Below are 13,531 nucleotides of genomic sequence, written 5' to 3'. Positions count from 1 at the left end.
ACATATAAATCAGGGCTGTAAAAATGATTGCTGTCAATGCAAAGAGCAATTAAGATCATATACTGCTGGCAGGGCGGGTTTTCAACACAAATACCAGTTTATAAAATACCCCGCCCATTAAAGGCGGGGCTGAGAATGCAGATAGCAATAATTAATTTACATTGATGTGTTTTGCTGAAATTTTTTTTGTTTCTTCCTTGCGGGGCAGCGATATTTTTAATACGCCGTCTTCATACTTCGCAACAATTTTTTCCTGGTTAATTTCTTCAGGCAAATTAAAACTGCGGCTGAAAGAGGAGTAGCTGTATTCTTTGCGGGTGCATCTTTCGTCCTTGTTCTCTTTGTTTTCTTCTTTTTCGCTGCTAATGGTGAGCATGTTGCCATCAACATCTATTTTAAAATCATCTTTTTTTAAACCAGGTGCGGCCAGCGATACTTCGTATTTATCTTTCTGTTCAACAATATTTACAGCCGGTACCTTCAGGGTTCTTCCCCAGGTACTACCGCCATCAAACCATTCGTTCCAGGGTTTAAAGAAATCATCGAAAATTGTCGGCATATCATTGCTGATCTTTGCCAATGTTTGCGTTGCCATAAAAGCCTCCTTTTTTTTAAATTTTTATTGATTGTTTACCTGACAAAAATAGACAGCACACAAGGCAAAAGCAAAGACGATGGTCAGTGAAAATGCTGAGTTTGGTCAGACAGTCCATCGGTTTAAAAGCCCCGGTAGAAAGTAGTTCCGTATTTTATAGATCCCATTTAGAATGTTTCAACCAGCAGACTTTTATGGGCTCCATTTTCCAAAGAAAATACGGAGTTTTTATTTGTTAAGCAGGGGCACTCGCCCATTTTTGGAAACCCTATACCAAGTATATTTGTAGTTTAACCTTAATTTTAGAGAGACTTTTTAACCATTTCAGCAACTGTACTGATTTTATCCTAATATTATCGTCCATGGTAAATGTAAATATTATCGAATACCAGGTATTAACACGTTTAAAAAAAGAACTCTCTGCGGAACTCACGTATCACAATGTGGCACACACTATAGATGTGATCAGGGAATGCCAGGCAATAGCAAGAGCAGAAGGCGTTACAGATGAACAAACTTTAACTGAATTGCACATTGCTGCCATTTACCATGATGCCGGTTTTTTATTTGTGTATAACGGTCACGAAGAAATGGGTTGTGAAATGGCGCGGGAAGAACTGCCTGCTTTTGGGATAGGGGCGCATTCTATCGACAATATTTGCAGGTTGATTATGGCCACTAAAATGCCGCAGTCACCTGATGGTCTTTTGCAAAAAATTATTTGCGATGCCGATTTAGATTACCTGGGAAGGGATGACTTTTTTTTAATCAGCAGCAACCTATGCAAAGAAGTACTGGCCTATAAAATTGCAAATAATAAAAAAGAATGGGAAGAGCGACAGGTGCATTTCCTGCAATCACATACTTATTTTACACAGTCTTCAAGACAAAGCCGTTCGCCTGTTCAATGGGCGCACATACAAAAACTAGTGTTGGATAAAAATAAAAAAACGGGTCAGGTTTAAGCTTTCATTATGTCGAAAAAAAACGGGTATTGGTTAAATGCGCTCAATATAAGGCCGAATGAATGGTGGCTGGTAAAAAAGCTTTTTATAATGCAGTTTATGCAGGGTGCCGGCATTGCTTTTTTCTTTACCGCATCTTTTACATTGTTTCTTCATGAAGTGGGCATTACAAAATTGCCTTATGTCTTTATTTATTCTTCTGCATTGTTGTGGGTTACCGGATTTTTTTATTCCAGGTTGGAGCACAAATATGAGATTGGCAAGCTGGCCATTATTGTTACGGTTTTTATTGCGGTATCTATGTTGCTTTTCAGGTTAGCCTTTGCCTATGGCAATGGCGAATGGTTTTTGTATGGAATGCTGGCCTGGTTTAATGTATTATACCTGTTGAACAACCTGGAGTTTTGGGGCCTTGCGGCAGTACTGTTTGATGTACGCCAAAGTAAGCGTCTGTTTAGTGTAATCAGCGCGGGCGATATACCGGCAAAATTCATCGGCTATACACTTGCATTGTTAACGGTTGAGTATATCGGTACTATTAATTTATTATGGGCAGGTGTATTGTGCATGCTGGCATCCGTGCCCTTCTTAATCAGTATAAAAAAATCGGCCAACCTGCTTGAGCACAATCACGCTAACCACGGACATCAGAAACACAGTGATCATAAAATAACCACGCTGGCAGAAAACTTTGCCGGCAATACGCTTATCCGTCGCCTTGCAATTATTACGATCATTGTTTCTGCCTGTTTTATAATTATTAATTATGCTTTTTATGCCGGTATAAAGGAGGCTTACAAAGATGATATATCACTTGCCCGCTTCATTGCGCTTTTTATGGCTGTAAGCAGAATAATTGCCATGGGCGTAAAGACAGTGTTGACCGGTAGGCTCATCAGCAGGTTGGGCATTATTAAGTCCTTGATGATAACGCCTGTGATAATGATTCTGATGATTATAATGGTTTTAATTGTGCGTACCATGCCTGGCAATGAAAAAATTATATTTTATCTATTTGGTGCTACCGCCATTGCAATAGACATTTTACGCTCCGCCATCAGTACGCCCGTTTTTATTACTATTATGCAACCACTGCCTACGCATGAAAGACTGCGGGCACATAATATACTGAAGGGGATTATGGATCCTTTTGCATCACTTTTTACCGGTCTGCTTTTGCTGGTACTAATCCAATATCAGCCACATGCCGATTTAACCAACATTTACTACATCCTGCTGGCACTGGGCATTTTATGGATAATCGGTAATTACAGGGTAAATAAAGAATATCTTAAAACCATCATTAATACCATCAGCAGCAATTATTTTAACCTGCAAAATTTTTCCATCGATGACAGTGATACCGTAAAATGGGTAAAAGAAAAAGTTGTTTCTGGCACCGAGATGGAAGTAATCAATATTTTAAAAATGCTGGATGCTACCAAAAGTGTTTTGTTTAATGAACTCGTGGTGAGTTCACTGCAGCACGCTTCCGAAAAAATAAAGACGGCTGCAATTCAGTTAATTCAGCAAAAAAATATTCCGGTCGAAAAAGATATTTTATTACAGGTGCTGGCAAGTAACAGCGGTAACGTTAAAGCATCCGCCCTGCAAACACTTTGTAAAACTGGTGTGGATTATCAGCTGGTATTACCATACCTCAATGATGTTGATGCTTCAATTAAAACAGCAGCCATTACAGGGCTTATCAATTACGGGGATGGCATCGCGAAGGAAACTGCAGGCGCCTGCCTGCAGCAATTGGTACATTCAGCGCTGCCTGCGGACAGAATAAATGCTGCGGGTATTTTAGCAAACCTGCATCAGTATAACAGCGGCTGGCGAATTTTGCAAATGCTTCCCGAAGCAGATAATGCAGTTCGTAAAGCTGTGCTGATGGCTGCAGGTAAAACCCGGGATTCTTTATTGCTTGATCAAATTATTGCACACCTGGCAACTGATGAGCCGGTGGCATTACAGTCACTTTTTTTGGCTGGTGAAAATGCGCTGCCTTTCATAAAATCTACCATTGCCGATAAAAATACGCCGCAGTTACTGCAGGAAAAGCTGATTTACCTTGCAGGCCGGATTAGTGGCAGCAAAGCACATGAATTGCTTATTGGGCTGCTCACCAATAAAAAGGAACTGTATAAACCCATTGCGAAGGCTTTATTCAGAAGCCATTATAGTACGGATAGAGGACCTAAAATTTACCTTGAAGGTATTGCGAGGGAATTATTAGCGCACAGCGCTGCCATTGTATATATGCAAAATGTATTACTGCAGAATAAAGATAAATACCAGGTATTGATTAACGCCATGCAAATTGAATTGTGCGATCTGCGGGATGCTTTGCTCAATATTTTTGCCGTATTGTACGACCGGGAAAAAATAAGTAAAGTAAGAACAGCCTATAATACGGGCAAAAAAATAAACATTCTGAATGCGCTTGAAATTATTGAAATGCTTGTACGCAAAGATTTGGCCCTGCATTTTAATGTGATCAATGAACCGGGTGAAATTGCCAACAGGATGGCAGAGTTACATGAATTATATCCTGATCCCTTTTTTAAAAAGGTAGAGCAGGTACTGATCAATATCCTGGCTGATGAAACATGGTCGTATCACTATTGGACAATGGCCTGTTCGCTTTATACAGCCGGGCAACAACAGCACAACGTTGGTAGAACACTGGTGGAAAAATATGCCCTTGCTGAAAATATATTACTGCGTGAAACAGCTTTGTTTGTTAAACTAACTTCGTAATTTTATCAGTCTATATTTATAAATGAAAATTTAAATTTTATTGTATGTCAACATCTGCGGGCAGCCAGGGTTTATTACTTATTGAAAAAGTATTGCTGTTAAAATCATTGAGTATTTTCAGTGAAACGCCTGAAACTATTTTGGCAGAACTGGCGCCGTTGATGCAACAGGAAGAAGTGGAAAAAGGAACACAAATTTTTCAGGAAGGGGAAACAGGCGATTGTATGTATATTATTTTCAGTGGCGAAATTGAGATTCATAAAGGCAAAACCAGCCTGGCTATATTGCAGGAAAAGGAAGTGTTTGGTGAATTGTCATTGCTGGATGCGGAAACAAGAAGTGCTTCAGCAACTGCAAAAACAGATTGTCTTCTTTTTAAAATTGACCAGGAGCCCTTTTACGAACTGATTGAAGCAAGGCCCGAAGTGGCTATGGGCTTCATTAAAATTTTGTGCAAACGGTTAAGAGCACTCAATGATAAAACTGCTTTGCGTGGCAGTTGATTTTTTTAATTCACATCATGTCGTAATCTTTTATATACCTTAATTGAGTTAACATTTTTTCAGCAAATTGTACCCATTATCCATCAAATGAACATCGGAATTTAAACATACCTTTCCTTTTTTATTCATTCATTAACAACCACTTTATTCAACACATGAAAAAACAATCATTGCTTCCCGTAACATTTTTACTTGCCTTTCTTTTACTGAACAGCAGTTTTACACCCGCCTCGAAAGATCCCGTGGGTGAGTATTATCAACTTACAATATATCACTGTAAAACAGCAGATCAACTTGCCGTAACGAGTGCTTATCTTAAAAGTACCTACCTGCCAGCCCTGCATAAAAGCGGATTAAACAATATTGGTGTATTTACCAGTGTTAACAATGACACCGCTGCTGATAAACGTTTGTATGTATTGATACCTTTTGCATCATTACAGAAATATGAGGCATTGATGAATTCACTGACAGCAGGGTCACTCATAAAAAATGATACTTCTGCCTACACCAATGCGGCGCATGATAAAATGCCTTTTGAAAGAATGGAAACTGCTTTGCTGAAAGCGTTTAAAGACATGCTCCATATGAAAAAGCCATCCTTAACGGCGCCATTAACAGAGAGAATTTATGAACTGCGCAGCTATGAAGGCCCCACTGAAAGATTGTATCGTCAGAAAGTAAAAATGTTTAATGATGGGGGAGAAGTAACACTCTTTGACCGCCTGAATTTTAATGCTGTTTTTTATGCTGAAGTGTTAAGCGGCAGCCACATGCCCAACCTGATGTATATGACTACATTCAACAATATGGCTGAAAGGGACGAACACTGGAAAAACTTTGGCAGTGACAGTGTTTGGAAAAGAATTTCTGCTATGCCGGAGTACCTGAATACAGTTTCTAAAGCCGATATCTTTTTTCTTAATCCTACTGATTTTTCAGATTATTAATCACCGTAGTTTTCAAATTAATTAAAGCAACACCATTTAAAATTGCCACATGAAATTAAAAAAGACATGGATGCTGTTGAGTGCAGCAGCTATTACAACAGTTTCCTTCGCACAACAGGGCGACCCAAAAGCAACTGAATTTTACAGCCCCGTTCCGAAAGTAATAACACCGGGTAAAACTGCTGCCGATGCGCCCTCCGATGCCATCGTGTTATTTAATGGTAAAAACCTGGATGAATGGACGTCTACAAATGATACAACTAAAGCCGCTGCCTGGACCGTTGCGAAAAATATCTTGACAGTTAAAAAAGGAACTGGTAATATTCAAACGAAAAAATCGTTTACCGATTACCAGTTGCATATTGAATGGCGCATACCGGCCAACATTACCGGCGAAGGACAAGCCCGCGGAAACAGCGGTATTTTTTTAGCCAGCACTGGCCGCGGTGATGATGGATATGAAATCCAGATCCTGGATTGCTATAATAATTCTACTTACGTAAACGGCCAAACCGGCAGCATTTACAAGCAATCTATCCCATTAGCCAATGCATGTAAAAAGCCTGGCGAATGGCAGGCCTATGATATAATCTGGACTGCTCCCCGTTTTAATGATGACGGAACAATAAAAACTCCGGCGCGTGTTACAGCCATGCACAATGGCGTGTTAGTGCAGAACAATTATGAGTTAAAAGGAGAGACCAGATATATCGGAGCGCCTTATTATAAAAAGCATGGCCCGGCACCCATTAAACTGCAGGCTCATGGCGATAAAAGCGAACCAATCAGCTTCCGTAATATTTGGGTAAGAGAATTGTAAAAGTCAAAGTTGTTGCTAAATAAAAAAGAGGTAGTCTTGCGGACTACCTCTTTCCATTTGATGATTTTTTTATTTTTTACCCATTGCATATTGAATACCGCCCAACAAATGTTGCAGGTAATTCTTCTCCGTATAAGATTCGATAGTATGACCGAGTTCTGTATAAAAAACTCTTCCTCCTTCAAACGGCTGGTACCAGGCCATTGGATGATTATCGCCATTTTTACCACCCTCGTAACTTGTCTCATCAATCTTAATCAACACTTTAACATCCGGGTTCATGTTTTTAAAATTATACCATTCATCTTTTCTAACCCAGGTGGCAGGCAGGTGTTTGGTAGATGCGTGAGTGTTGTCAACCACTATCAGTTTGGCTTCCTGCTGCCTCGGATGAGAAAGAAAATTGGCTCCAATCATTTTATCATACCAGGCAAAATCATATTCGCAATCAGTTGCAGCATGTACTCCAACAAAGCCACCACCGTTGTGAATGTAATTTTGCAATGCCTGTTCTTCAGGCTTACCCAGCACGGTACCAGTAGTACATAAAAAAACAACGGCTTTGTATTTTTTGAAGTTGGCATCATTCAGGTAAGTTGAATCTTCTGTTGCATCTACATCAAAGTTGTTGGCGGCGCCCAGCTTTTTAATGGCTTCAATACCGGTTTCAATACTTTCGTGCCGGTACCCATTGGTCTTTGAAAAAACCAGGATCTTGTCTTTTTCTACCTTTGCAGTAATAGTGTTTTTAAAGGTGAAAGAAACCGCAGCTATGCAGCAGCACAGCAAAAAAAGATTACGGGCAATTTTAATGGCAGGCGTCATGGTATTTTTTTATAGTTGTTTAATTTTAATGTTTCGGTACCAAACAGCGTTACCGTGATCCTGCAAAGCAATTCTACCTTTTTTAAAAGTACCAAAATCAGGCATGTTTTTAAATTTGCTTCCTGCAATCAATTGTTTCCAGTTGTCATCCCACATGGTAGTAGTTACTACATTTACACTGTTTACAAAAATTTGGAGTTTGCCTTTATTGCTGATAATTTCTACTGCATTCCATTCGCCGGGTGCTTTAACAGGCTCTGAAGAACTTTTAATCAGATCATATAAATCGCCTGCACGGTGTTTCAGAATTTTGCCGTCAGGATGGCCTTCATTGTCCAATACCTGTACTTCGGGACCGGTTTTATAAGTCTCGTCGTATTTTGTCGGGTCTTCGTGAACATTGAAAATAATGCCGCTGTTGCCATTTTTAGAAATCTTCCATTCCAATTTTAAATCGAAGTTGTCGTATTCACCGTCTGTTACAATATCGCCGCCATCTTTAATAGTATTGTCAATATAAAGTGTGCCATCAGCCACTTTCCAGCGATCGTTTACCGCATCCTTACCGTATGTATGCCATCCTTTTGTTGTTTTGCCATCAAACAGCATTTTCCAGCCGCCCTGGTTATTACCCGCAGTATTGATTTTTGCAGTCCCCATAAAAAAAGACAACAGGGAAATTAATAATATTTTCATGTGCAATTGGTTTAATTATTTTTTAGCAATAAAACATATTTAGCCATTGCAGTCGCATCTTCCACAGATAATTTATCATGTGCTGCCATTGGAATAGAACCCCAATTGCCCTGGCCGCCTTTGATAATTTTATGAGCAAGCGTATCCAGTGTAGAAGGATTGTTTGGGTATTTATTGGCAACATCCCTGAAGGCCGGGCCAATTAATTTTTCATCTACTTTATGGCAGGTTTTACAATCATTGTTGTTAACCAGTTCAAGCCCTTTTACAAAATCCGGACTATCTGTAACATCCGTCTTGGCAGTAGTCTTAGTGTCAGCAGCAGGTTCGGTTGTTGCTGTTGTAGTTTTCGTCTCAGTTCCTCCACCATTATTGCAGGCGTAAAAGCCAGCGGTCAGTAAACAAATTGTGATAATTTTCTTCATGTGAATATGCTTTTTTTTAATAAATTTTTGAATGATAAAATTACTACTCTAATCCTAAAACAGTGCGGTTAAATTTTTCGTTGCTGCCAGTGTTGGCAAAATCGTCGAACGCCCGTTCTGTAACCCGGATGATATGGTCTTTAATAAATACTGATCCTTCTTTTGCGCCTTCTTCCGGATGCTTGATGGCGCATTCCCATTCCATTACTGCCCAGCCTTTGTAATCGTAGCCAGCCAGTTTACTAAAGATGCCTTTAAAATCAACCTGGCCATCTCCCAGCGAACGGAAACGTCCTGCCCGGTCGATCCAGTTTTGGTAACCACCATAAACACCTTGTTTGCCGGTCGGGTTAAACTCAGCATCCTTTACATGGAACATTTTTATGCGCTCGTGGTAGTAATCTATGTAGGTTAAATAATCAAGGCATTGCAGAACAAAATGCGACGGATCATACAACAGGCAAGCCCTTGAATGATTGTTTACTTTTTCAAGAAACATTTCATAACTCACGCCGTCATGTAAATCTTCACCGGGATGAATTTCGTAACAGAGATCAACGCCGTGTTCATCAAAATGATTCAATATGGGCAACCATCTTTTTGCCAGTTCGTTAAAACCGGTTTCTACCAGGCCGGCCGGGCGCTGCGGCCAGGGATATACTGTATGCCATAACAAAGCACCGCTGAAAGTAGCATGGGCACTCAATCCCAGGTTTTTAGAAGCAATGGCGGCGTACTTTAATTGTTGCACAGCCCATTCTGTTCTTGCTTTTGGATTATTGCGGTAAGCTTCCGGCGCAAAGCCATCAAACAGGGCGTCGTACGCAGGATTTACTGCTACCAGCTGGCCTTGTAAATGGCTGGACAATTCGGTTATTTCCAGTCCGCAGCCGTTGATGATTCCTTTTATTTCATCACAGTATGTTTTGCTTTCAGCAGCTTTCTGCAGGTCAATAAGGCGGCCATCCCAGCTGGGAATTTGTACGCCTACAAAGCCAATACTTTTTGCCCATTTACAAATGCTTTCCAGCGAATTAAACGGAGCTGCATCTCCCATAAATTGCGCTAAAAAAATTCCGGGCCCTTTTACTGTTGTCATAATTTTTTATTTTATTCCACACAACGAACGCAACGGAAACAAAGTACACAAAGCTTTTGGAACGCTGTGGCCGTGGTCTTCTCTTTGTTCTTTGTGAGAAAAATTAGCAGAGAATTAATTTACTATGTGATCGTACCATTTTTTATCAGACTGGGATGATGCTACCACGTTATCTATAAATGCCATGCCCCTGATGCCATCTTCAACTGATGGAAAATCCAGTGCTTCTTTTGAAGGAGTTGTTCCATCAATTTTGGCAGATAATGTTTGAGCAAAATTGCGGTAGATGTTGGCAAATGCTTCCAGGTAACCCTCCGGATGCCCGCCCGGCGTACGGCAACTATTTTTTGCAAAGCTTGAAAGACCCGGGTAATTGCCGCCGGCCCTCAAAATCTGTGTTGGCTGATCAAGCCATTTTGCCAGCAGGGTATTGGGTTCGTGTTGTGCCCACTCTAAGCCACCTTTCTCTCCATACACCCTTATTTTCAAAGCATTCTCTTCGCCGGCTGCAACCTGCGATGCCATTAAAACACCGGCTGCACCGTTACTGAATTTCAGCAATACATTGCCATCATCATCCAGTGCACGGCCATCAACGAGGATGCTTAGATCAGCACATATTTTTGTTATCTGTAAGCCGGTAATGTATTCAGCCAGGTGAGCTGCATGCGTACCGATATCGCCCATGCAACCACTCTTACCGCTTTTGCTTGGGTCAGTTCTCCACGCGGCCTGTGCGTTGCCTTCTCTCTCACTCAACTTACTTAGCCATCCCTGCGGGTATTCTACCCATACCTTTCTGATTTTTCCCAAAGTACCTTCTGCAACCATGGCTTTTGCCTGCTTTACCATCGGGTAACCGGAGTAAGTATGCGTTAAACAAAGCGTAAGACCGGTTTCCTCTACCTTGGCTTTCAGTTGTTTTGCTTCATCTAAAGTAAAGGCAATGGGTTTTTCTATTACTACATGAAAACCATGGTCAAGCGCCATCATGGCCGGTGCAAAGTGTGCAAAGTTGGGAGTAACGATGGTTACAAAATCAATCCGCTTATCGGCGGGCAGTTCGCTTTCTTTTTTTATCAGTTCATCGTAAGTCAGGTACGTTCTTTCTTTTGGTAAGAAGAGCATTTCACCTGATTCTCGGGCAATATCCGGGTTAATACTCAGTGCACCGGCAGCCAGTTCTATCAGTCCGTCCATGTTAGAGGCGAAGCGGTGTATGGCGCCGATAAAAGCATCCTTGCCGCCACCGATCATTCCCATCCGTAGTTTTCTGTTCATGTTGTTTATAATTATAAGTGGTTGATTGTTTTTAAAGCATCGTTGTTGAAATGAATACATGGAGTAAAAAATGCAACACATATCGTTTTTTCGGGAAGGCTAAATTATCATTTTATTTTAACAGATAACCAGCTGCCTGAATTAAAAATAAAGTGATTTGGTGCCTTAAAGGTAAAAGGCAATCAGGCTAAAAATTCATCTTCTTAAAAATTAATTTTAAGGGCTTCGGAAATGCGGGAGACGATATTTATAAAATATGGGTAAAATATCAAAACGATATATTTTTATTAGCCATTCGATTTTTTATTTAGATAAATTCATACCTTGTCAACTCATTGCTTAAAAAAAACTTAACGATTATGCCTGCCTCTATTCAGCGGAATAAATTATTTGTAGCCAGTTGTATGGCTTTGTTGGTAACCTCACTTTCTTTCGGCATAAGGGCCGGCTTATTAGACACGTGGAAACATAGTTTTGGACTTACCCAGGAAGATGCCGGTATTATCACAAGTACCGCTTTCTGGGGCTTTCCGCTGGCTATTATTATAGGCGGATTTATAGTTGATATTATTGGGATGAAAAAGTTATTGGTAGGTGCAGGTATATTTCATTTGGCCGGTATTTTATTAACGGTTTTCGCAACCGGCTTCTGGACACTTTTTTTCTCTACCTTATTAATTGGCCTTGGAAACGGACTGGTTGAAGCCGCTTGTAATCCTCTGGTAGCAAGCCTTTATCCGGAAAATAAAACTACCCGGCTCAATTATTTTCACTTGTGGTTTCCTGGTGGAATTGTAATTGGAACATTGATCGTTCGTTTTTTTGGAGTACACATTCCAGACACATTGTACATGGCCAACTGGCAGATACTGGTTGCAGTAATGCTTATTCCTACTATCATTTATGGTTACCTGTTTAGTAAACTGGACTTTCCTGTTACCGAAAGGGTTTCAAGTGGCGTATCCACTTCTGAAATGTATGGCGCATTGATCAATCCATTATTTTTCCTGATGATTATTTTGATGTTCGGTACGGCCATTACAGAATTATTCACCGGTCAGTGGATTGATGTATTGTTAAAAAATGTTAGTGATAACGCCTTGCTTTTATTGACCATTGAAACGGGTGTGATGGTGCTGGGACGTGCTTTTGCAGGTCCGGTTGTTCATCGCCTTTCGCCCTCTGGTGTGTTATTGTTTTCTGCTATTTTCGGTGCACTGGGTTTATATCTTTTGGGTCATTCAACCGGTAATATGCTATTTGTTGGTGCATTGATATTTGGTATCGGTGTTTGTTATTTCTGGCCAACGATGCTTGGATTTGTTTCTGAAAATTTACCCAAGACCGGAGCTGTAGGCATGAACCTGATGGGAGGCGCCGGCATGTTTGCGGTTTCTATTTACATGATTTTTATGGGTGGATATTATGACAGGCTGGTTGCTGAAAAGTTACCCGCCGGAGCTTCTGTAAGTGCTTATTCTGCACCAGATGCAACACCCGCAATGGCTACCGCACTCAACGATGCGAAAGCCGCTGCCGGTCCCGCTATCATCAATGTAACCCTGGTAATTCCTATTATATTAATTATTGCATTTGCCGGTCTGTTCTTCTACATGCGTTCAAAGAAAAAAGTTGCGGTTCAGCCTGCATATTAAATCACCTTATACAATTATCTTTATGTCAACACAAAACAGACGTGCAGTTATAAAAAATCTGCTGGCAGGTTCAGTGGCTGTGGGAGCGTCTTCTATATTAAATGCATGTGCTGCAGAAACTAAAAACGATACAGGCCTCATGAAATTAAAAGGAAATATCAACCACTCTGTTTGCCAATGGTGTTATGGATCTGTACCGCTGGAGGAATTATGCCAGGCGGTAAAAGAAATTGGCTTTGGTGCCATTGACTTAATTGGTCCCAAAGATTGGCCAACGCTGAAGAAATATGGTTTGTATAGTTCCATGTGTTATCACGGGGGCAATGTTAGTTTAACTAACGGGTTCAATGATAAAAAATTTCATGAACAATTGATTAAAGATTACACAGAAGTTATTCCTTTAATGAAGCAGGCGGGCTACACAGACGTAATTTGTTTTAGCGGAAGCCGCAACGGCATGGACGATGAAACAGGATTAAAAAATTGCGTAGAAGGATTGCAGAAAATTTTGCCGCTGGCGGAAAAAAATGGCGTTACCATCCAGATGGAACTGCTGAACAGTAAAATTGATCATAAAGATTATATGTGTGATAAATCTGCCTGGGGTGTTGAATTATGCAAGCGTTTAGCCAGCGAGAATTTTAAACTGCTGTACGATATTTATCATATGCAGATTGATGAAGGTGATGTGATCCGCACCATACAGGATAACCATCAATACTTCGGGCACTATCATACAGGTGGTGTACCAGGCAGGCACGAAATTGATGAAACACAGGAATTATATTATCCCGCTATTATGAAAGCCATTGTAGCAACAGGTTTTAAAGGATATACAGCGCAGGAATTTATACCAACAGGAAAGGAAAATAAAGACAAACTGGCCAGTTTAAAAAAGGCTGTATTGATTTGTGATGTATAATACGCTTCAGGAGCAGGATTAAAATTCAT

13 protein-coding genes are annotated in these 13,531 nt (G+C 40.5%); 7 read left to right on the top strand and 6 right to left on the bottom strand.

Translation table 11 applies throughout. The features are described from left to right. Window positions 1–151: 151 nt before the first annotated feature. Window positions 152–595, bottom strand: a complete 444-nt coding sequence (locus QWZ08_RS25980) for an Hsp20/alpha crystallin family protein (protein ID WP_290340632.1) — start codon at window positions 593–595, stop codon at window positions 152–154. A 362-nt stretch (window positions 596–957) separates the two neighbouring features. On the opposite strand from QWZ08_RS25980, the gene QWZ08_RS25975 reads away from it, so the two are divergent. The 5 genes from QWZ08_RS25975 (at window position 958) to QWZ08_RS25955 (ending at window position 6,599) form a co-directional block, all read left to right on the top strand. Continuing rightward, on the top strand, window positions 958–1,560 hold the full coding sequence (locus tag QWZ08_RS25975) for an HD domain-containing protein (RefSeq protein WP_290340631.1): 603 nt from the start codon (window positions 958–960) through the stop codon (window positions 1,558–1,560). Between the two features lie 9 nt (window positions 1,561–1,569). Then, a complete protein-coding gene (locus QWZ08_RS25970) occupies window positions 1,570–4,326 on the top strand; it encodes an MFS transporter (RefSeq protein ID WP_290340630.1) in 2,757 nt (918 codons plus the stop codon). Window positions 4,327–4,370: 44 nt separating this feature from the next. Continuing rightward, window positions 4,371–4,829: a cyclic nucleotide-binding domain-containing protein gene (locus QWZ08_RS25965; protein ID WP_290340629.1), complete on the top strand. Its 459-nt coding sequence runs from the start codon at window positions 4,371–4,373 to the stop codon at window positions 4,827–4,829. A gap of 155 nt (window positions 4,830–4,984) precedes the next feature. Continuing rightward, window positions 4,985–5,779, top strand: a complete 795-nt coding sequence (locus QWZ08_RS25960) for an NIPSNAP family protein (protein ID WP_290340628.1) — start codon at window positions 4,985–4,987, stop codon at window positions 5,777–5,779. A gap of 49 nt (window positions 5,780–5,828) precedes the next feature. Beyond that, window positions 5,829–6,599: a 3-keto-disaccharide hydrolase gene (locus tag QWZ08_RS25955; protein WP_290340627.1), complete on the top strand. Its 771-nt coding sequence runs from the start codon at window positions 5,829–5,831 to the stop codon at window positions 6,597–6,599. A 69-nt stretch (window positions 6,600–6,668) separates the two neighbouring features. Here QWZ08_RS25955 and QWZ08_RS25950 read toward each other — a convergent pair whose 3' ends face one another. The 5 genes from QWZ08_RS25950 to QWZ08_RS25930 all read right to left on the bottom strand — a co-directional run bounded on the left by QWZ08_RS25950 (window position 6,669) and on the right by QWZ08_RS25930 (window position 10,925). Beyond that, window positions 6,669–7,424, bottom strand: coding sequence for a ThuA domain-containing protein (locus QWZ08_RS25950; protein ID WP_290340626.1), 756 nt, complete (start codon window positions 7,422–7,424; stop codon window positions 6,669–6,671). A gap of 9 nt (window positions 7,425–7,433) precedes the next feature. Then, window positions 7,434–8,120: a 3-keto-disaccharide hydrolase gene (locus tag QWZ08_RS25945; RefSeq protein ID WP_290340625.1), complete on the bottom strand. Its 687-nt coding sequence runs from the start codon at window positions 8,118–8,120 to the stop codon at window positions 7,434–7,436. Between the two features lie 11 nt (window positions 8,121–8,131). Then, a complete protein-coding gene (locus tag QWZ08_RS25940; protein ID WP_290340622.1) occupies window positions 8,132–8,545 on the bottom strand; it encodes a c-type cytochrome in 414 nt (137 codons plus the stop codon). A 43-nt stretch (window positions 8,546–8,588) separates the two neighbouring features. Then, a complete protein-coding gene (locus QWZ08_RS25935) occupies window positions 8,589–9,644 on the bottom strand; it encodes a sugar phosphate isomerase/epimerase family protein (RefSeq protein ID WP_290340621.1) in 1,056 nt (351 codons plus the stop codon). Between the two features lie 114 nt (window positions 9,645–9,758). Beyond that, window positions 9,759–10,925 carry a Gfo/Idh/MocA family protein gene (locus QWZ08_RS25930; RefSeq protein ID WP_290340620.1) on the bottom strand — a complete coding sequence of 389 codons (1,167 nt, stop codon included), beginning with the start codon at window positions 10,923–10,925 and terminating at the stop codon, window positions 9,759–9,761. Window positions 10,926–11,284: 359 nt separating this feature from the next. On the opposite strand from QWZ08_RS25930, the gene QWZ08_RS25925 reads away from it, so the two are divergent. Both QWZ08_RS25925 and QWZ08_RS25920 read left to right on the top strand, forming a co-directional pair. Next, window positions 11,285–12,580: an MFS transporter gene (locus QWZ08_RS25925; RefSeq protein ID WP_290340619.1), complete on the top strand. Its 1,296-nt coding sequence runs from the start codon at window positions 11,285–11,287 to the stop codon at window positions 12,578–12,580. A 22-nt stretch (window positions 12,581–12,602) separates the two neighbouring features. Next, entirely contained in the window at window positions 12,603–13,502 is a 900-nt protein-coding gene (locus QWZ08_RS25920; RefSeq protein WP_290340618.1) for a hydroxypyruvate isomerase family protein, read from the top strand. Window positions 13,503–13,531 lie beyond the last annotated feature (29 nt).

It is taken from the genome of Ferruginibacter paludis (assembly GCF_030409685.1).
Classification (GTDB): domain Bacteria; phylum Bacteroidota; class Bacteroidia; order Chitinophagales; family Chitinophagaceae; genus Ferruginibacter; species Ferruginibacter paludis.
The sequence above is the reverse complement of the archived record's forward strand: the minus strand, read 5'-3'. Positions and strand labels throughout refer to the sequence as shown.